Raw genomic sequence first — 19693 nt, forward strand, 5'->3', positions numbered from 1 at the left:
GCCGCACCGTTTCGGCTTGCTAAACCAAAGCATCGTCGCTCCCGAAACGGTTTTTTATGTCCCGCTCCGTCGCCAATCTGGTCCTTCTGCTTGCCGGCGCGCTGTGGGGCATGGGTTTCGTCGCCCAGTCGACCGCCATGGACGCGCTCGGCCCGTTCCTGTTCGTCGGCCTGCGTTTCCTGGTCGCCACCCTCGCCATGCTGCCCTTCGCGCTCAGAGAGCGTGCGGCGGCCGAAACCGCGCTGGCGCCGGCCGACCGGCGCGCCTTCGGCCTGATCGGCATCCTGCTGTTCGGCGGCATGGCCTCCCAGCAGGCGGGCCTGCTGACCACGACCGTCACCAATTCCGGTTTCCTGACCGGGCTCTATGTCGTGATGGTGCCGTTTCTGGTCGTTGTCCTCTACCGGCAATGGCCGCATCCGGTGGTGTGGCCCGCCGCCTTCGCCGCGCTCGCCGGCATCTGGCTTTTGTCGGGCGGCGCGCTCGCCGGGCTGACCGTCGGCGACTGGCTGACCATTTTGTGCGCGCTGTTCTGGGCCCTGCAGATGATCTTCATCGCCCGCCACGCCGCCGGCAGCGGACGGCCGATCACGCTGGCGGTCACCCAGTTCGCGGTCTGCGCCGGGCTGGGGCTCGCCACCGCGCTGGCGCTGGAACCGATCCGGCTTGCCGGCATCGTCGCCGCCGCGCCCGAAATCCTCTATGCCGGCATTTTCTCCGGCGGCATCGCCTTTACGCTGCAGGCGGTCGGCCAGCGCTACACCACCGCCTCGCAGGCCGCGATCTTCCTGTCGTCGGAATCCGTCTTCGCCGCCCTGTTCGGCGCGATCTTCCTCGGCGAACGGCTGCCGGCCACCGGGCTCGTCGGGTGCGCGCTGATCTTTTTCGCCATCCTCGCCGTCGAAATCCTGCCGCCGCTTCTGCTGCGCCGGCGCGGCCCGGCCTGAACCGCCGACTTCATTTGCATCGGCCCGGCGTTGAATTCATTATGCGACGATGGGCGCGCATGGAGCGGCACGGTGCACAAACCGATCGAACACGACTGGGATCTGACCATCGACCCGGACACGGTGCGCGTCTTCATCCTCAAGGCGAAGGCGATCAGCGCCGCGCTCAACGACGATTACAATGACGGCGCCGAACACGAGATCGAGTTCGACGGCGACATGCGCGACGGCCATCATCACGACGGGCTCGCCGAGGAAGAATCCGAAAACCTGACCGAAAAGGAACTGCGCGCCCTGATCGGCGACCTCAACGTCGACGAGGCGGCCGAACTCGTCGCCCTCGCCTGGATCGGCCGCGGCGACTACGAGGCGTCGGAATGGGACGCAGCCGTCGCCGAGGCGCGCCAGCGCGGCCGCCGCCGCACCGCCAAATATCTGCTCGGCATGCCGATGCTGGGCGATTGGCTGGAGGAAGGCCTGGAAGCGATCGGCGCGTGACGGCTTAGGCGGTGCGCCTCGAGGCCGCCCATCCGGGCTCCAGAGCCTATGTTTCATCAACGAAACGCGATGTGACCGAACCGGTCACGCCACGGTCGCCACCGCTGTGTATGGCACGGCGACAGGAACGTTGAACCGGTTCGAAAACACGTTGACTCACAACCACAACTCGATGAATCACCGCGTCACCAAACCAGGGCAAGTTTTTGTTTTGGCTTTTATCTTGAGCGCAGCATCGGCAAGCGGGATCGCCGCCGCCCCGCTGCCGGAAACCGCGCCCGCGCCCGCATTGCGGCCGGTGCCGGAAACGCGGACGGCTGCGCCCATTCCCGCGCCGGCACCACGCCGCGCGACCGGCGACGACGCGCAACCGGCCCCGCCGCCGGCCGAGGCGGACGCGACCGAACGGGACTGCCGCAAGCGCCTGCGCACGCTCGGCGTCTCGTTTCGAGACGCCGCGCCGGTGCGCGATCCGGCGGGCTGCCGCATCGATCATCCCGTGCTGGTGCGAACGCTTTCCCCGCAGGTCGGCCTGCGTCCGCCGGCGCTGTTGAATTGCGCCATCGCCGAAACCGCCGCCCGTTTCGTGCGCGACGTGGCCGCGCCGGTCGCCGCGCGCCGCTTCGCGCAGCCGCTCGCCGCGCTGCATCGGGTATCGGGTTACGTGTGCCGGCCGCGCAACGGCTCGGCGAAACTCTCCGAACACGCGTTCGGCAACGCAATCGACCTGTCGGCCTTCGAACTGGCCGACGGCACCCGCATCGAGGTCGGCAAGCCTGCCGGGGATGGAGAGCGCCAGTTTCTGCGTGGCGTGCGCGACCGCGCCTGCGGACCGTTCAAGACCGTGCTCGGTCCGGGCGCGGATGCCGACCATGCCACCCATTTCCATTTCGACCTGGCCGAACGGCGCGGCGGGGCGACTTTTTGCCAGTAAGCCCGGGTCGCCAGTGAGCCCGGACTGCCAGTGAACCGGGGCGGCTCGCCCGGATTTGGCCCAAATCGTAAATGCCGGCGCTGAACTTTCCTTTACGCTTCGCCGCTATTGTGGCGTGAAACGGACGGGAAAATGTTCATGCGTCTATCGTTCCGCCGCTCTCCACGGCCGGCTCCGCGCCGGTCGCGCCGCCTAACCGCCGCACCGGTCGCCGTGCTTGCCGTCGGGATGCTGGCGCTATCGGCCTGCTCCGTCTCCGAGGTGATGCGGCCGGACGTCGATGTCGGCGCCAGGACCAGCGCCGTGCCGGCGCGCGGACTGGCGCGCCTGGTGCCGTCCAACCCGTTCATGGCCGGTTTCCCGCGCCTAAACAGCCCGGCCTCGCCATTCCAGACGCTATCTGCCGAGGAACGCCAGTGCCGATCCGCGCTGAAACGGCTCGGCGTTACCTATCGCGACATCGCGCCGATCAACGACAGCGCGTCGTGCCGCATCGACCATCCGGTCGAAATCTCCGGCTTTTCGGGAAACATCGCGCTGAAGCCGGCCGCCACGCTCAACTGCCAGATGGCGCTCGCTTTCGCCCGCTGGACCAAGGACGAACTCGCCCCGGCCGCGCGCTGGCGCTACATGTCGGGCATCCGCACCATTCACCAGGGCTCGAGCTATTCGTGCCGGCGCATCAACGGCAGCGCCAAGATGTCGGAACATTCGCGCGGCAACGCGCTCGACGTCATGCAGATCGACCTGAAGAACGGCAGGAAGATCGACGTGCGCAAGCCGGGCTGGTTCTCCTTCCGCGAGCGCGGGCTCCTGAACACCGTGCGCTCGGACGCCTGCGGCTATTTCACCACCGTGCTCGGGCCCGGCTACGACCGCGACCACGCCGACCATTTCCACTTCGACATCAAGCCGCGCCGCAACGGCTACCGCGCCTGCAAATAGGCCCGGCCGCGCCGTCAGCCGTCTGCCGGCACCGGGCTCGGCTTGCCGTCCTTGTCGAGCGCCACCATGATGAAATCGGCGTCGGTGACCTTTTCCATCAGGTCGGACAGGTAGCGCTGCGCCCAGGCCTCGACCTTGAGCACCATGGAGGTGCGGCCGACGCGGGTGATCTCGGTATAGACGCACAGCGTGTCGCCGATCTTCATCGGCTTGGCGAACGACATCTCCTTGACCGCGGCCGTCACCACGCGCCCCCTGGCGCGCTCTGCCGCGCGGATGCCGCAGGCGAGATCCATCTGCGCCATCACCCAGCCGCCGAAAATATCGCCGGCGGCGTTGGCGTCGCTGGGCATGGCCAGCGTGCGCAAGGTCAGCTCGCCGCATGGCGGGATCCGGTTTTCGCCCATGGTTCGCCTTTCAAGATCGTGTCGCGCAAACCCCGCTGGTAGCGGCGGGACTGTCCGGCGTCAACGACGGCCGGCACCTGGACAGACCCGTGCGGCTACGAAAATCCCGACCTGCGATGTCGCCCTGGCGGCGCGCAATCGTCGCGCCCCTCGCCTAGTCTTGGCCGCACGAAATCGCCAGAAAGGCCGAAACCCGATGCCGAAAGCCCGCGCCGCCGTGTGCCACGCCTTTGGACAAGAGCTGGCGATCGAGGAGATCACGCTCGCCGACCCCGGCCCGGGCGAGGTGCTGGTCGACGTCAAGGCCTGCGCCATCTGCCATTCCGACATTTCCTATGCCGACGGCGCCTGGGGCGGGACGCTGCCGGCGGTCTACGGCCACGAGGCGGCCGGCGTGGTGGCCGCGACCGGGGCGGGCGTGACCGGCCTCGCGCCCGGCGACCATGTCGTCGTCACCCTGATCCGCTCCTGCGGCGCGTGTCATTATTGCCGCCGGCAAAGCCGGGTGATGTGCGAGGAGGTGTTCGCGCTCGACCGCGAGGGCGCGCTTACGGGCGCCGACGGAAGCCGCTACGAGCAGGCCCTGCGCACCGGCGCCTTCGCCGACAAGGTGGTGGTGCATCAAAGCCAGCTCGTGGCGATCCCCGCCGACATACCGTTCGACAGCGCCTCGCTGTTGGCCTGCGGGGTGATCACCGGCTTCGGCGCCGTGGTCAATTCCGCCCGCGTCGGGCCCGGCGAGGCGGTCGCCGTCATCGGCTGCGGCGGCGTCGGGCTCAACAGCATCCAGGGCGCGGCGATCGCCGGCGCGGCGCCAGTCGTGGCGATCGACCTTCACGACGACAAGCTGGAGGCGGCCAAACGGTTCGGCGCCACCGACGGCGTCAACCCGGCCCGCGAGGACGCCGCGGCCCGCGTCAAGGCGCTGACCAACGGGCGCGGCGTCGACCATGTCTTCGTCACCGTCGGCCAGAAGACCGCCTTCGACGGGGCCTTCGACTACATCACCAAGAACGGGACGGTCGTCGTCGTCGGCATGCCGCCGTCAGGCGTGCTTGCCCACTACGATCCCGGCACCCTTGCCGCCTGGAACCAGAAGATCATCGGTTCCAAGATGGGCGAGGCCGACATAGCGACCGACATCCCCGCCCTTGTCGAGCATTATCGCGGCGGCCGGCTCAAGCTCGACGAGCTGGTCAGCGCGCGCTACCCGTTGGAGGCGATCAACCAGGCGATCGCGGCGGTGAAGACCGGCCACGCGCTGCGCAACGTAATCGTGTTCGACTGACACCCGGCGGCTGAGAAGGAGCGGCAGACGATGAAGATCACCGACGTGAAGACCTGGGTGGTCGGCAATCCGCCGCCCGGCATTGGCGGCAAATATTTCATCTTCGTGCGCCTGACGACCGATGGCGGCGTGACCGGCTACGGCGAGGCCTACAACGCCACCTTCGGCCCGCACGTGACCGCCCGGATGATCGAGGATCTGGCGGCGCGCTATCTGGTCGGCCGCGACCCGCACGACATCGAGGCGTTTTTCCGCCGCGCCTACTCCTCCGGCTTCACCCAGCGTCCGGACGTCTCGGTGATGGGTTGTTTTTCCGCGCTCGAGATCGCCTGCTGGGACATTATCGGCAAGGAGGCCGGCAAGCCGGTCTACATGCTTCTGGGCGGCCGCGTGCACGAGAGCCTGCGCTCCTACACCTATCTCTACCCGCAGGAAGGATCGGTGCATTCGGAAGACGCGCCCGAGGGCCGCAACGTCTACAACGACCCCGATCTCGCCGCCCAATGCGCGGCCGACTATGTCAGCCAGGGTTTTACCGCCGTCAAGCTCGATCCGGCCGGCCCCTACACCGCCTTCGACGGCCACCAGCCGCGGCTCGTCGACATCGACACCTCGGCCGGCATGCTGAAGGCGATCCGCGCCGCCGTCGGCAGCAAGGCCGACATCCTGTTCGGCACCCATGGCCAGTTCACCGCCGCCGGCGCGCTGCGGCTGGCGCGCGCCATCGAGCCCTACGACCCGCTCTGGTTCGAGGAACCGGTGCCGCCCGACATGCCCGAAGTGATGGCGCAGGTGGCCCGCGCCACCTCTATTCCGGTCGCGACCGGCGAGCGGCTGACCACCAAGGCCGAATTCGCCCGGGTGATCGAGCACCGCGCCGCCGCCATCCTGCAGCCCGATCTCGGCCGCTCCGGCGGCATTCTGGAAACCAAGAAGATCGCGGCGATGGCCGAGGCCTACCATATCCAGATCGCGCCGCACTGCTATTGCGGACCGATCGTCGGCGCGGCCAACATCCAGCTCGCCGTCACCCTGCCCAATTTCCTGATCCTGGAATCGCTCAAGCAGTGGGACGGGTTTCACGCCCGGCTGTTGAAGAAAAAAATCGCATGGCAGGACGGCGACGTCATTCCCCCGACCGGGCCCGGCCTCGGCGTCGAACTCGACGAGGCGGTCTGCGAGGCCCACCCCTATGACGGCGACGACCTGCATCTGCAGATGATGCAGACCCCGCTGATGCCCTGAGGAGGTCGCCATGACGGACAAGCCCGACTACGCCTTCATCGGCCTCGGCCATCTCGGCCACCATCTCGCCGCCCGCCTGCTTGCGGCCGGCTACGCCGTTTTCGTCCACGACCGCGACCGGGAGGCCGTCGCCCGGCTTGTCGACAAGGGCGCGGTCGCCTGCGCCGGCCCGGCAGAAGCCGCCAAAAGCGCCGGCAACGCCATCACCTGCCTGCCCTCGCCGGCGGTCAGCGAGGCGGTGCTGGCAGGGCCGGGCGGCCTGCTCGACGGCCTGTCGGCGGGCGGGACCTGGATCGAAATGTCGACCAACGGCCGCGACGAGATGCTGCGGCTGGCCGGCCTCGCCGCCGAACGCGGCGTCGCGGTGCTCGAATGCCCGGTCACCGGCGGCGTGCATCTGGCCGCCGAGGGCCGCATCACCGCGCTGGTCGGCGGCGACGCGGCGCTTTACGACAGCCACGCCCCGGCGATCACGGCGATGTGCCACAAGCATTTTCTGATGGGCCCGCTCGGCGCGGCGGCGGTGATCAAGGTGATCACCAACATGCTCGCCTTCATCCATCTGGTCGCCGCCGGCGAGGCCTTGATGCTGGCCCGGCGCGGCGGGCTCGACCTGGCCCAGGCCTATCACGCCATCGCCGCCTCGTCGGGCACCAGCTTCGTGCACGAGACCGAGGGCCAGCTGGTCTTGAACGGTTCCTACGATATCGGCTTCACGATGGACCTGGCGCTCAAGGACCTCGGCTTCGCGCGCGCCATGGCCGCAGAATTCGGCGCGCCGTTCGATCTGGCCGCGCGTGTCGAGGCGATCTTCGAAAACGGCAGGGCGGCCTATGGCGGCGAGGCCTGGTCGACCATGATCGTCAAGCTGCTGGAGGACGAGACCGGCACCGATCTGCGCGCCCCGGGGTTCCCCGCCCGGCTCCAGGCCTGAGGCGCGCCGGCGCGGACGGCGTTGGGGACCGCGGGCGCACAAAGCCGGTGCGCCCGGCCCCGGCCGCCGCGGCGCCGCGACAGGCGATCACCGTGTCGCCGGCCAAGAGCTTGTCGGAGCCCGTGCCGACCTCCGCATCCATTTCGTAGGCCAGCGTGTAGAAGCCGGCTTCGACACTTGGCGTCCCGTCGTCGACATCGCTTTCGTCACGTACCGTAGCTCGGCCGATCTTCGAACCGATAGTGCCTAGGCCATCCGTGTCGTTGATACCTTCGTTATTTATGCCCGCCCCATAGCCGCGATTGTAAGCGTCCATGGACAGGATGGCGAGGAAGAGGTCTTTTGAAATCGGCATTCTACTTCTCCGTGTCGAAGCGTCCGGCGCTCAGATCATTCGCAAACCGATTGGTCGTATTGATTGTGCCAAAACGGTTCCCGTCCAATCGCTTGTCATAGTACTCCCCCAGCCACCCCAGCACCGCCTCCACTTCTCCCTCCGTCACATCCTCGTCGGTGATTTCCAGCGTGACGCGTTTCAGCGCCACACCGGGGCCGAAGCTCGCAGCGAGGTCGTCGGGATCGACGCGCTTCACCGTCGTCGGGTCGGCAAGGTCGGTGAAGGTCACGAGCGGCGGGTAGCGCTGGCGCGGCACTTCACGGGTTTCATGCATGGACTCAAGTCTCTCGGCCCGTTCGAGCGGCGGCGGCGCGGGCTCGGGAAAGAACAATGTCAGCGCGACCTCGCGCTCCCAGTCGCCGCCGCCGAGCAGCGCGAACAAATAGCGTCCGGGCGCCACCTCGACGAAGGACGCCTCGCCACGCACCCTTGCGCCCAGTCCGCCGGCCCCCGCGCCAGGCGCCCATTTCGGCGAGGTGCCGGCCTCGACCGCGACCACGCTACCGCCGCTGACGATGCCAGACGGCGTCTCGATCTCGATCACCAGTTTCTGGCGCCATTCCCAGTTCTTGAAACCCAGCGCGTCGCAGCCGGCGAGCGCCAGCAGCGCCGCGACCAGCGCGACCTTCGCCCAAAAACCCCGCCGGCTCACGCCGCGCGCCCCGCGCCGTGCGCGGCGAAAGCGGCGGCCGGGTACGCTGCCGCCGATCTGCTTGCGTCGTTCGAAAGGACCATGCCGAGGCTCCCGCTACGGCGTCGTCCGCCGCGCTTTCTCCAAAGCCGCCGCCCGAAGGCCGCGCCGTCACCCCGCCCACCACATTAGCGATGGCTTGTTAAAAAATCATGCCACGATATCCCAGCCGCGATGCGCCCCGCGCCTGCCGGCCCCGCACGGATCTCGCCGTGCCGGTGCGCCGGCTGCATGCGACCCCGCCGGAGCCGGGCTGTAGACGTCTGAGATTATTGACCGGCGCGCCCGGCCTCGGTGACGATGAAGTCCATCGCGATGTCGTGGGGCTGCGGATAGATGGTGGCGATGGCGGCCGCGGCGTAACCGACGCCGATCACCGTCGGCCGGGCCGGCAGCGCCGCCAGCGTGCGGTCGAAGAACCCGCCGCCGTAACCCAGCCTGTAATTGGCCGGATCGAAGCCGACGACCGGCGAAATCACGATGTCGGGGATCACGGCCGGCGCCGCCGGCGGAACCGGAATGTTCCACACGCCCTTTTCCAGCTTCATGCCCGGCCGCCAGTCGCGAAACACCAGCGGCGCGGCCTTTTCCACCACCACCGGCAGGGCGAGCGTGCCGCCGCGCCGCATGAAGTCGGCGGCGAAGGCGCGCAGATCCGGCTCGCCGCGAAACGGCCAGTAGAGGCTGAGCCGCCGACCGGCCGGATCGCCGATCGCCGCGTCAAGATGGGTCGCGATCGCGCCGGCCATGGCGCTGCGTTCGGCGGCCGGCACGGCCAACCGTGCCTCGATCAGCCGCTGGCGTTCGGCCTTGCGCCAGCGCATGATGTCGGCGCGCGCCTGCGGATCGCTGTCGGACGCGGCAAAACCCGACTGCAATTCGTGCATGAAACAGGGCGGCGAGGCATAGGCCCCGCCGGCCGGCCGGTCGTCCTCGTCCGCCATCGCACACCTCGCATTCTTGCGGCACCGCGGCGGCAAAACCCGCCATGTCCCGATCGGTAACCGAGCCGATCCTAGACCGCCACGCAAGGCCGCCCCTGCCACGCAAGCGACATCGCGGCGTCGCATCGCCGACCCTCACCGCCTTGCGCACATCTCGCGCACGGTGCGCTCAAGAAGCGCCATGCCGCCCGGCCGCCAGCCGAGCGCGCGCAGTTTGCGCGTGTCCATCAGGTTGAGAGGGGCCGGGTCGGCGCGCGCCGGCAGGGGGCCGCCCGCGCCGGCCGCCTCGCCCACAAGCGCCAGAAGGTCGTGCCGGTCGAGCACGATATCGGCGACGTTGAAGAGCTCGCCGCACACCGCCCCCGGCGCGGCCGCGAGCACATGCCGCACCGCCTGGCCGACATCGGCGCCGTGCACCTCGCCGGCAACACGCGGCGCGACCGGCCGGCCGGCGAGGAAATCGTCAAACAGCGGCTGCCATTTGTGCGCCCGGTTCGCCGCGGCCGGCCCGTAGATGCCGGTGATGCGCAGCGCGGTGGCGCAAAAGCCGGCATCGCCCAGCCCCATAAGCCCTTGTTCGGCGGCGTGCTTCACCGTGCCGTAAAGCGTGTCGGGATGACACGGCGTGTCTTCAAAAAGCACAGCACCCGGCGGCTGCCGGCCGTAGACGGCGCGGCTCGACAAAAACACCACGCGTCTCACGCCGGCACGTTTGGCCTGGTCGAACAGGGCCAGGCTGCCGTCGAGATTGCGGCGGCGAAACCCGGCCGGATCGTCGCCCTCCCCGCCCCGGTAACGGCCGGGCAGATGGTCGAAGGCGGCGTGAACGAAAAAATCGATGCCCGCAAAGGCCGCGCTCCGGTCGCGGCCGGGATCGAGCGCGCCTTCGACGAAGCCGGTGGCAGGCGGAAAAAAACCGGCCGGCGGCGCTGTGCGGCCCAAAAGGGTAACGTCGTGGCCGGCCGCAAGCAGGGCCTCGACGACGAACCGGCCGACAACGCCGGTGCCTCCCGAAACCAGCGTCGCCGGCACGGCCCTAACCCCGCGCCGTCGGCGCGGGCGGCGGCAGGGCAGCGATAGCGGGGATCGCGCCGCCCTGGTGGAAGGCCCGCCACAGCTCGATCAGCGGCCGCAGCCTGTCGGCCTTGGCATGGTCGCCCTGCCAGGGTTTTTCGTACTGGTAATGCACGACCGCGACGGAATTCCAGTCCCACAGTTCCGGCAGGTTGAACCAGACATATTGCAGCATGTTGCAGAACACCGGCAGGCCGTGCCAGTCGGGAAAGAAGCTTTGCAGAAAGGTCTGGTCGGTGCGGGGCCAGAAGGCGCCGGGCGCATCGAGCACGGCGAGCATTTTTTCAAACGTCCGTTGCGAGGGCCTGGCAACGAACACGCCCGAATTCATGCGGTGGAAGTCGGCAAGCCGCTCGTAGACATTGGGCGCGGCGGAAAACTCCGGATAGGCAAACAGCCGGTCGATATTGCGCAGGACCAGCGTGTCGGCGTCGAGAAAGACGACGCTTTCATACTCCTCCAACTGCCACAGCCTCAGCTTGGCGAAATTGTCGAGCGGGGTGTGGAAGGCCGGCTTTTCGCCCCTGGTGAAAGGATTGCGGCCGTGGATTTCCTGTTTGGCATGGCGCGCGTTGAACGCATCCGAGGTCGCCAGCATCGCGACCGGCCGCAGCCGCGCGCCGAGCGCGGCGGCCGGCGCCAGCGCCGCCGGCGCAACACCGCCCGTGTGCATGACCACGATATCGGCGCTCGTCCCCGTCAGCCGCAGCGAGCGCACCAGCGCCGTCGCGCCGAGCGCGAAATCGGCATTGGTGACCAGCGTGACATAGGCGCGCGCATCGCTCACCGGGAAAATCTCGTCATTCGCCTGCCCACGGGCCTAGGAAACGCTCTTCAGCCGCCGGCCCTCGGGGTCGCGTTCGACCGTCGGCGCGATGTCCCTGGTCCAGGCCGAGACGGCGGGGATGCGCGACCGGTCGACGCGATAGGCGAATTTTTTGGCCACGTCGATCACTTCCGACAACAGGCCGGCCTCCAGCGTGGTCGGATCGAGGCCGAGCGCCATGAACTGCTCGTTGTCGACCACCAGGTCGTTCTCGGCCGCTTCCTTGCGCGGATTGGGCAGATAGGCGACCTCGGCTCCGGCGATACGCGCGACCATCTCGGCCAGGTCGCGCACGCGGTGGGTTTCCGTCATCTGGTTGAAGATCTTCACCCGCTCGCCCGATTTCGGCGGGTTGTTCAGCGCCAGTTCGATGCAGCGCACCGAATCCTGGATATGGATGAAGGCGCGGGTCTGGCCGCCAGTGCCGTGCACGGTCAGCGGGTAGCCGATCGCCGCCTGAATCAGGAAGCGGTTCAACACCGTGCCGTAATCGCCGTCATAATCGAAACGGTTGACGAGCTGGTCGTGACGGCGGGTCTGGTCGGTGTGCGTGCCCCAGACGATGCCCTGATGCAGATCGGTGATCCTGACCCCGTCATTCTTGGCGTAAAACTGGAACAGGAGCTGATCCAGGCATTTGGTCATGTGGTAGATCGAGCCGGGATTGGCCGGGTAGAGAATTTCCTGGCTGACCGTCTCGCCGGCCAGGGTCTCGACACCGACCGGCAGATAGCCTTCCGGGATCGCCGCGCCGACGCTCGAATAGCCGTAGACGCCCATCGTGCCCAGATGCACCAGATGCGCGTCGAGTCCGGCTTCCACCACCGCGTTGAGCAGATTGTGCGTGGCGCTGACATTGTTGTTGACGGTGTAGTTCTTGTGCCGATCGCTCTTCATCGAATAGGGCGCGGCGCGCTGCTCGGCGAAATGCACGATCGCGTCGGGCCGCTCCTCGGCGAGCCAGCGCTTCAACACCTCGTAGTCGCGCGCCAGGTCGATCAGATGGAAATGGATGCGCCGCCCGGTCTCCTGATGCCAGATACGGGTGCGCTCCTGGATCGAATCCATCGGGGTGAGCGACTGCACGCCCAGTTCGGTGTCGATCCAGCGCCGCGAGAGATTGTCGACGATATGGACGTCGTGACCGCGGTCGGACAGATGCAACGAGGTGGGCCAGCCGACGAATCCGTCACCGCCGAGAACCGCTATTTTCATCGAATTGATCCCTCTCACAAAAACCTGCCGCGTGGTAGCCGGCATTTATGACAGGAATGGTACGCCGCCGAAACGGCCTCGCCCGGCACGCCGCGAAGCCGGCCGGGCCAACCGAGAAAGGCCGGCCCCTTGCGGGACCGGCCGGGAGAAGATTCGGGTCCGCCGCGCCTACTCCTGCTTTTCGACCTCGACGGCGCTGGTGGTGGCGTCGTCCACGGTGATCATCACCTTGTCGCCCGCCGCGAGCGCATCGAGATCGACGGCGGCATCGGCGACGTAGCTGGTGCCGTCATCGAGCATGATGGTGCGGCTGGCCGGATCGACCGATTGGACCGTGCCCTGTACCTCCGCCGCATGGGCGGCAACGGCGAAAAATGCGGTAGCGGCGAGGGCAGTAAGCAATTTGGTCATCACATGACTCCGTTATTTCCGTTTCGCCGGCCGGAATCTCCGTTGCCTGAGACCCGTTTGAGTCAATCCCGGCCGACGGGGCTTATCTAGGCCCCGCCGGATGCTGTCCGCAAATCAACTCGTGTAAAAGAATCAAACGATTTCAATGACTTGTTTTTGCCACAATCCGAGGCTTGCGCGCCGGGAAACGGCATCGGCCGACCGGCGCCGAGCCGCGCGACGGCGCTGTGCCGGCCTTAATCGCGACGGCTGTGGACGCAACTTTGCCGAAATTGGCGCGCGTCCCGTTCACGGACGGCGCCGGGCACGCGCCGCGGTCGCCTCGCCCAATAAATTCGCGTTACGTAATATAAATAATGTGAGTGTCGCGACCCTGCCGGGGCACGGCCCGCAACGCCGGCGGCAAGCTCCGTTCGGGAGCGTATCGCGCAGGCGACGCGGTTCAGGCCGGTCCCGGCAACGGGATGTCGGCCGCCATCGCCTTCAACACCCGATAGAAGGTCGAGCTCAACAGCTCGTCCGGATCATAGGCGCGCTTGTTGGCCAGGAAACGCGGCAACTCGGGATAGCTGGCGAGCAGTTGCGCGCCCGTATAGTGGAGCTGATAGGGCAGGAAGAAGCGTCCGCCATGTTTGAGGGCGATGTCGATCAAGGCCCGCGTCAACGCGCGCATCGCCGTGGAGCCGGCCTCGTCGGCCGGCTGGTTGATGTAAAGCACCAGCGAGAAGGCGGGCGCGCGCGCATAGGAAAGCGCGATGTCTTCGGCATGCACCACCCGTACCGAGGCGTTGAGCACCGGCAGGGACTGAGCGGCCAGCACGCGGCGCATGTCGGCGATGAAGGCGTTGTAGGCGGCGCGCGGCACGAAATATTCGTGCAGGATATCGGTATCGCCCGCCAGATCGTTGAACAGGTACGGCACGGAATCGTGCATGGGATCGTTGCGCGAGACCAGGCACGCCTCGCCCTCGCCGAGCGCGTCGGTGCGCGCCACGGTGCAGTTTTCGAACTCCGGCTCGAGTTTCTTTTCCGCGTACCATTTCAGCCGCTGGAACAGCGCCCCGTGCTTGGCCAGGTTCATGATCAGCCGCTTGAGCTTGACCGCGCCGGGCGCGCCGAGCCGGGGCATGTCGAGCGGCGCGCGCTCGGCCACCTTGTCGTAGCGATAGACGATCATCTCTTCGAGCAGGCTGCCGGGCGCCGTCGACAGATGGCCGTAGAACAGGCCCGGGCCGCCCTCGCCCGCCAGGTCGCGCTCGAAATAGCCGGGGAAATCCTCGGAGCGGATGACCGCCCGCGCGGTGCGGTAGACGGCGTTGGCGACGATGTCGAGCGTGGCCGACACGATCACGCCGAACAGGCCGTAACCGCCCAGGACGTGGCGGAAGAGCTCGGCGTTTTCCTCGCGCGAGCAGGTCAGCACCGTGCCCGAGGGCAGCATGACCCGCATCGCGCGCACACTGCCCGCCAGCGCGCCGGCATGATGGTCCATGCCATGCGCGTTGACGGAAATCGACCCGCCGACGGAGAAGATGTCGGTCGACTGCATCGCCTTGACCGCGAACAACGGATGCAAAACGTTCTGGATGTCGTGCCAGGTCGCGCCTGGCTCGACGGTCACCGTGCGTTCGGCCGCGTCGACCGCGATGGCGTTGAAGGCGCGCATGTCGAGCACCAACGCGTGATCGTCGAACGCATGCCCGCCCATGGAATGGCGCACCGCCGCGACCGACACTTTCAGGCCGTTGGCGCGGGCGAAGGCGAGCGCTGTGGCCACATCCTGTTCGCCGCGCACGCCGACAACGCCGTAGACCGGCGTTCGCGACAGGGCGCTGGCATCGTTGAGATTGCCGCCTTTCGCGATCCATGGCAGTGCGGGGTCGTGCGGCGGCGCCGGCGGCGGGTCGACGGCAAGGCTCAGCCCATCCGCGTCCGCGACCCGGCCGGCATCCTTGGACCCGGACGGCGCGCGCGCCAGCCGGGCGAGCGTCACCCCGCTCCAGCCGATGGCGCCGACGCCCAGGGCAGCCCCCAGAACGGCGCGCCGAGACACCCAGTACCGTTTGCGCCGCACCGCCAAATCCGCCTCCCGATCCGCCCCGGCCGGCCCGCTTAGACCGGCTTTCGCGGCGCGGCGCAACCGTCTCCAGTTCCGGACGCGCCGCGGTCCGGCGGCTGTCCGGCTTCACCTGGCCGAAAAATCGCCGCCGTCGACGAGACCGGCGCCGCTTGCGCGCGAACTTGGCCGAAAACCGGCATTCGGCGTCCGCCGCACCAGCAAGCCTTTCGCTTGCGGCGGGAGGCCGGCCCGCGGCTCCGACACGGTCGCCGGTTGCAGATCGTCACATAAATTATCAACTATTTTGGCAATAATCGCGATCAATTGGGGAAAAATTGGATAATCCGGATGCGGTTTTCTCGCCGAACCACTAGGTTCGCACCATAAACGCGCACGTCACACAGGGTGTCACCGATTATCGGCGGCGACGCAAAACGAACAAGAAAAATGAGGCGCGATCAAACAGCATGTCGTCGAATTTCCTTACCGCCCAGTCGCTTACCGACCTCATCGAGAAAATGGCGGCGATCCGCAACCGCTACGACGGCTACGATGTGCTGCTGGAGATGTGCGGCCAGGCCGGCTATCTGCACGGCGTGATGCTCGACCTACCGGTCGAAGCCAGCCAGCACCTAGCCGACCACATCCTGATCAGCAACTGGCCCGACCGGTTTTTGCGCGACTACGACGCGTTCGGCCTGATGGCGACGAGCCCCGTGATCGCGCGGGCGCGCGACGCCGTCGCGCCGTTTCACTGGTCGTCCAAGGCGAACATGGCCCGCCGCAACCAGACGGAGGCGGAACGCGCCGCCGCGCTTTTCGCCGAACACGGGTTCGTCACCGGCGTGGCGGTGCCGACCGCCGGGCGCCCCGGCAAACGACGACTGCTTTTTCTCGCAGGCGACCGGGCCGAACCGGATGTCGTCGAACTGTCCTATCTTATGATGCTTGCCGCCCATCTCAGCGAACGCCTGCTGGACGTGCTGGACACGCCCTGTCGCAACGAACCCGCGGCGCGGCTGTCGGACCGGGAGCGCCAATGCCTGATCTGGACCTCGGCCGGCAAGACCAGTCTCGAGATCGGCACGATCCTCGGCCTGTCCGAACACACGGTCAATCAGTACATCGCCTCAAGCAGCCAGAAGCTGGGCGCCGTCAACCGCGCCCACGCGGTCGCCAAGGCGGTGCGGCGAGGCCTGATCGAGTAGCGCCGCGCCGCACAGCCGATATGCGCCGAGCGTAGCACCGTTTCCGACCGGGGCCGCGCACGGCCCGCAACAATCTTCGAACGAGAAAACCGATCGACGGGATCGAATATTCCGCGGATCCTTGGCCGCGCGGCACGATGTTTCGCCGCAACAAATCGCCACCACTGCCGCGCAAGACGCTTGTTTTTTGCGCAAAAAGACCTATCTGCGGCCTTATTCCCATAAAGTCGACCGGCAGAACGGCTCAGTCCAGCCGGTCGAGCGCCGGCGTTCCGGCACGCGAGCAAGACACGTGACACAAGCCGCATTGATTTCGGCCAGCATGGGCTGGACGGCGTTCCGCGAACGCATGGAACGCGTCGTCGGGCCGATGGAAGCCTATGACCTGCTCATGGAGCTGACACGCGATGCCGGCTATCGCCATTTTGCCGTTTTGACGGCCCGATCGGGAGCGGATACGGCCTTGCCGTACCAGGTCGTTCTGACGAGCCTGTCGCACAGTTCGGTGCGGGAATATCAGGAGCTGGACGCAGCCTCCGGCGACAAGACGCTGGTCGAGGCGCTGCGCGGCGGCCGGCCCTTCTTCTGGGATCGTCGCACGCCGGCGCCCTTATCCGCGCGCGCCGCCGATGCCGGCAACGACAATCGCGCGACCGACGGGCTCCTGTCCCGGCTCGGCATCCGCACCGGGCTCGGCCTGCCGGTCTTCCGCGCCCGCGCACCGCATGGCTTCGCGCTGTTCGGCGGCGAACGCCCGGTCCCCGACATCGGCCAGGCCGCCCATCTGTCGTTTTGGTGCAACGGGATTTACGAACGCATGGCCAGGTTCGAACAGTCGCAACGGGACCGACCGCGGTCCCGGTTGACCGCGCGCGAACTGCAATGCCTGAGCTGGACCAGCGCCGGCAAGACCAGCGTCGAGATCGCGGCGATACTCGGCCTGTCCGAACACACGGTCAATCAGTACATCGCCTCAAGCAGCCAGAAACTCGGCACGGTCAACCGCACCCAGGCCGTCGCCGAGGCGATCCGGCTCCGGCTGATCGACTAGCGCCGTTCGATTCCAACGCCTTGTTTGAACACGCGTCCGGGCGGTAAACCGGCCCCCGCCTCGCCTGCCAACGCTCTGATGCCGTGCATTTTTTGGGAAAAAGGGCTTCTGGGAAAAAGAGCGTGCCGTTCCGCCATGCCAAACCGGCCCCTGCCCTTCAAGTCGCACGCCAAAGTTCCGGACGGGATCGGATTCCGGGCTGGATCGGCAAGCCGGCGCCATGCCCGAACCGGATGCGCAAGGGCTCGCGCGGCCAGCGACCATAGGGGTGGGGTTGAGCGCTGGCCGCGCACCGCGGAAACAGGGAAGAGCTCTCGATCCCGCTCCCGTGGATTTATGGGCGGCCATCCGTGGGGAGGATGGCCTGACCCTGTCTTGACTATGGGGTAGAACCGGAACCGGCGCGATTACGTCATAACACCATATGGGCTTGTTCGGTGTCTCGCACACGCAGCGCGGGAGCGTCTTGATGGTCGCCCGGCGCCGCCGTTTTCCGCTTCTCCTCCCAAAGATAGACACATCCTAGCGCGGTTGTGGCGGCGTTGATATTCGCCTTATTTCGGATACGAAAACTGGGGGTCCCGGTTTAGCGCGATCTTAACCGCTGCCTGCCACATGCGGCGCCGCGCCCAACCGTCAAAGCCCGGCCCCGTCAGCCGACCGCCTCGCTTTCGGCCTCCGCGCGCATGCGCTGCAGATAATTGTCGGCGAAATCGATCTTCAGTTCGACGAACAGCGGAAAATGATCGCTGATCTGAAACGTACGCCAGTCGTCGAGATAATAGGCCTCGCGCGCGTCCCGGTCGGCAAGCAGGAGATCTTCGGCCTCGACCGACCGCACCGCAATGTCACGATCCTTTTGCGCACGCTCGCGCGCAGTATCCGTCGTCGCAGCGGAAATCCGCGCCTCGGCCTTCACGCGCCGGGCTTCGGCCGCGTCGCGCCGCCCGCGGATGATCGCCGACATCGCCGGGTCGTGCAGATCGAAATCCTGATCGCGGAAGACGACCGAAAACATGTCGAACACCCCGTGCGCCTTGCCGCTTTCGGGATTGGCGAGCGCGACCTGCTTGTGTTTGGGCAAGAAGGAGATCTGGTCGTAGAATTTCGTCTTCTTGGCGTTGCTGCCGATCTTGTTGCGGAACACCTCGAAGCCGTGCCGGGCCAGCGCGTCGAAGGTCTCGCCCTCGAAATCCTCGATATTGAAATCACCGACGAGAATATGGTTGTAGACCGGGTCCCGCCTTGCCCGACCGGCGATGAATTTGGCGACCGCGTCGATTTCCTTCACCCGGCGCTTGAACTTGTCAGACCCCGGCGAACTGCTGCCGTAATATATGTGCACGGTGGCGAAGGCGAATTTGAACCATCCCGACTGGAAGGTGCACGAGAACGGCGTGCGGGCGAACTGCCTCTCCTTGGTCACGTCGGAAATCTGCCGCGAGAACGGCAGCACGATCTCGCCGGCCACGCCCTTGAAGGAAATCTTGCTGCGGTCGTAGAGGAAACCGAGCCGCTCCCGGTTGCCGCCCGGCCCCTCGGTGACGTCGGTCATGATGAAATCGTAGCCGGGGCCGAGCACGTTCATCAGTTCCTGGAACGGCCCGAGATCGTCGCAGAGTTCCTGAACGGCGACGATATCGAAGGCCGAGATCATCTCCGCCAGATAGAAGAAACTCTCCTCCAGCCGCGGTCCGTGGCCGAACCGGTTGTCGTCGAAATTGCGAATATTCCAGGTGCCGAGCAAAAGCGTCGAGGACGCGGTCCGGTCGGGCATCCGCTCGGCGATCGCCTGCCGCAGGCGGGCCAGCCCGTCGATGGTGCGGATCCGCGCGGCCCTGCGCGCGGGCTTGTCGAGGCGTTTGAAGGCATAGCGCAACTTCCAGTAGGCAACCATGGCGAAACCCCGATCGTTTTCACGCTATGATGGCATCGATCATACAACGCCGCTGTGGCCGACTTCACACAGGACAATCACGGCATCTCGTCGAGGCGTCGCCGCGGGACGCGTCCTCGATCCGGCTGCGACGATCTCGCGCGCGCGCCGGCCGCCGCCCGGCCTTGCAAGCCGGCCGATCTCGCGCAAACTGGCGAGCATGAAACCGTCCTGGCTTATGACCGCCCTTCTCCTCGCCGCGACCGGCACCGCCGCGCACGCCCAATGGCGGGTGCAGGCGCAACAGGCGGTGGCCGCGCCGCAGAGCACGAACAGCACCGTGGCGGCATTGACGGTGGGATGCGGCGATCCGTTTCAGGTCGAACTCCACACCGCCGACGGCGCGCCCGTGCTGCCGCAGGCCGGCGGCAGCGCCGACTATTTGTACCGGCCCGGCAAGATCATCGCCAGCGTCGACGATCATGACTGGCCGCTGGTGGCGGCCGCCTCGGACATGGCGGTGGTGCTGTTTTCGGAAGGAACGGTGGCCGAAAACCATCTGGCCCCGCTCGACCGCCGGCTGATCGACGCGCTGCGGCAAGGGCGGCGGCTGGTGCTCTATTTCGACATCACCGGCGCCAACGCCGCCGACGGCTCGCCCTTCGAGACCTTCGCCGCCTTTTCGCTCGACGGCGCCGCCGAAACGCTGGCCGCCGCCCTGGACGGCTGTCCGTAGGCTGACC

19 protein-coding genes are annotated in these 19693 nt (G+C 67.0%); 10 read left to right on the forward strand and 9 right to left on the reverse strand.

What is annotated here, in order from left to right:
- The first annotated feature begins 56 nt into the window (after positions 1-56).
- The 4 genes from C7T96_RS07295 to C7T96_RS07310 all read left to right on the forward strand — a co-directional run bounded on the left by C7T96_RS07295 (position 57) and on the right by C7T96_RS07310 (position 3324).
- A complete protein-coding gene (locus C7T96_RS07295) occupies positions 57-947 on the forward strand; it encodes a DMT family transporter (RefSeq protein WP_106570560.1) in 891 nt (296 codons plus the stop codon).
- 72 nt (positions 948-1019) lie between these two features.
- Positions 1020-1445, forward strand: a complete 426-nt coding sequence (locus tag C7T96_RS07300; RefSeq protein ID WP_106570561.1) for a DUF3775 domain-containing protein — start codon at positions 1020-1022, stop codon at positions 1443-1445.
- A gap of 223 nt (positions 1446-1668) precedes the next feature.
- Positions 1669-2379 carry an extensin family protein gene (locus tag C7T96_RS07305; RefSeq protein WP_245414094.1) on the forward strand — a complete coding sequence of 237 codons (711 nt, stop codon included), beginning with the start codon at positions 1669-1671 and terminating at the stop codon, positions 2377-2379.
- A 228-nt stretch (positions 2380-2607) separates the two neighbouring features.
- Positions 2608-3324 (forward strand): extensin family protein, encoded by a 717-nt coding sequence (locus tag C7T96_RS07310; protein WP_245414107.1) that lies wholly within the window; start codon positions 2608-2610, stop codon positions 3322-3324.
- Between the two features lie 14 nt (positions 3325-3338).
- Here C7T96_RS07310 and C7T96_RS07315 read toward each other — a convergent pair whose 3' ends face one another.
- Positions 3339-3731 carry an acyl-CoA thioesterase gene (locus C7T96_RS07315; protein ID WP_106570564.1) on the reverse strand — a complete coding sequence of 131 codons (393 nt, stop codon included), beginning with the start codon at positions 3729-3731 and terminating at the stop codon, positions 3339-3341.
- 196 nt (positions 3732-3927) lie between these two features.
- On the opposite strand from C7T96_RS07315, the gene C7T96_RS07320 reads away from it, so the two are divergent.
- Genes C7T96_RS07320 through C7T96_RS07330 form a run of 3 tightly spaced genes read left to right on the forward strand, consistent with a single transcriptional unit; the run spans position 3928 to position 7198 of the window.
- Positions 3928-5019, forward strand: coding sequence for a Zn-dependent alcohol dehydrogenase (locus C7T96_RS07320; protein WP_106570565.1), 1092 nt, complete (start codon positions 3928-3930; stop codon positions 5017-5019).
- A 30-nt stretch (positions 5020-5049) separates the two neighbouring features.
- The gene (locus C7T96_RS07325) at positions 5050-6264 is read left to right on the forward strand and encodes a mandelate racemase/muconate lactonizing enzyme family protein (RefSeq protein WP_106570566.1); all 1215 of its coding nucleotides are present in this window, start codon (positions 5050-5052) and stop codon (positions 6262-6264) included.
- Between the two features lie 10 nt (positions 6265-6274).
- Positions 6275-7198 (forward strand): NAD(P)-dependent oxidoreductase, encoded by a 924-nt coding sequence (locus C7T96_RS07330; RefSeq protein ID WP_106570567.1) that lies wholly within the window; start codon positions 6275-6277, stop codon positions 7196-7198.
- A gap of 356 nt (positions 7199-7554) precedes the next feature.
- Here C7T96_RS07330 and C7T96_RS07335 read toward each other — a convergent pair whose 3' ends face one another.
- The 7 genes from C7T96_RS07335 to C7T96_RS07365 form a co-directional block, all read right to left on the reverse strand.
- Positions 7555-8247: a hypothetical protein gene (locus C7T96_RS07335; RefSeq protein ID WP_106570568.1), complete on the reverse strand. Its 693-nt coding sequence runs from the start codon at positions 8245-8247 to the stop codon at positions 7555-7557.
- A gap of 308 nt (positions 8248-8555) precedes the next feature.
- The gene (locus C7T96_RS07340; RefSeq protein ID WP_106570569.1) at positions 8556-9230 is read right to left on the reverse strand and encodes a 5-formyltetrahydrofolate cyclo-ligase; all 675 of its coding nucleotides are present in this window, start codon (positions 9228-9230) and stop codon (positions 8556-8558) included.
- Positions 9231-9365: 135 nt separating this feature from the next.
- Positions 9366-10262, reverse strand: coding sequence for an NAD(P)-dependent oxidoreductase (locus C7T96_RS07345; RefSeq protein ID WP_106570570.1), 897 nt, complete (start codon positions 10260-10262; stop codon positions 9366-9368).
- Between the two features lie 4 nt (positions 10263-10266).
- A complete protein-coding gene (locus tag C7T96_RS07350) occupies positions 10267-11091 on the reverse strand; it encodes a glycosyltransferase (RefSeq protein WP_106570571.1) in 825 nt (274 codons plus the stop codon).
- 33 nt (positions 11092-11124) lie between these two features.
- Complete coding sequence (locus C7T96_RS07355) at positions 11125-12345, reverse strand: NAD-dependent epimerase/dehydratase family protein (RefSeq protein ID WP_106570572.1); 1221 nt, start codon at positions 12343-12345, stop codon at positions 11125-11127.
- 168 nt (positions 12346-12513) lie between these two features.
- Positions 12514-12756, reverse strand: coding sequence for a DUF1344 domain-containing protein (locus C7T96_RS07360; RefSeq protein ID WP_106570573.1), 243 nt, complete (start codon positions 12754-12756; stop codon positions 12514-12516).
- A gap of 442 nt (positions 12757-13198) precedes the next feature.
- Positions 13199-14830, reverse strand: a complete 1632-nt coding sequence (locus C7T96_RS07365) for an FAD-binding oxidoreductase (protein ID WP_245414095.1) — start codon at positions 14828-14830, stop codon at positions 13199-13201.
- A gap of 452 nt (positions 14831-15282) precedes the next feature.
- Here C7T96_RS07365 and C7T96_RS07375 point away from each other — a divergent pair, with 452 nt between their 5' ends.
- Together C7T96_RS07375 and C7T96_RS07380 are read left to right on the forward strand one after the other, a co-directional pair.
- Entirely contained in the window at positions 15283-16023 is a 741-nt protein-coding gene (locus C7T96_RS07375) for an autoinducer binding domain-containing protein (protein ID WP_106570575.1), read from the forward strand.
- A gap of 292 nt (positions 16024-16315) precedes the next feature.
- Entirely contained in the window at positions 16316-17074 is a 759-nt protein-coding gene (locus C7T96_RS07380; RefSeq protein ID WP_146149152.1) for a LuxR C-terminal-related transcriptional regulator, read from the forward strand.
- A gap of 652 nt (positions 17075-17726) precedes the next feature.
- Here C7T96_RS07380 and C7T96_RS07385 read toward each other — a convergent pair.
- Entirely contained in the window at positions 17727-18971 is a 1245-nt protein-coding gene (locus C7T96_RS07385) for an endonuclease/exonuclease/phosphatase family protein (RefSeq protein ID WP_106570577.1), read from the reverse strand.
- Positions 18972-19188: 217 nt separating this feature from the next.
- Between C7T96_RS07385 and C7T96_RS07390 the strand changes: the two genes are divergently transcribed.
- Entirely contained in the window at positions 19189-19686 is a 498-nt protein-coding gene (locus C7T96_RS07390; protein ID WP_106570928.1) for a hypothetical protein, read from the forward strand.
- The last annotated feature ends 7 nt before the right edge of the window (positions 19687-19693 follow it).

The organism is Nitratireductor sp. StC3 (assembly GCF_003015025.1).
In the GTDB taxonomy this organism is placed as follows: domain Bacteria; phylum Pseudomonadota; class Alphaproteobacteria; order Rhizobiales; family Rhizobiaceae; genus Mangrovimarina; species Mangrovimarina alexandrii.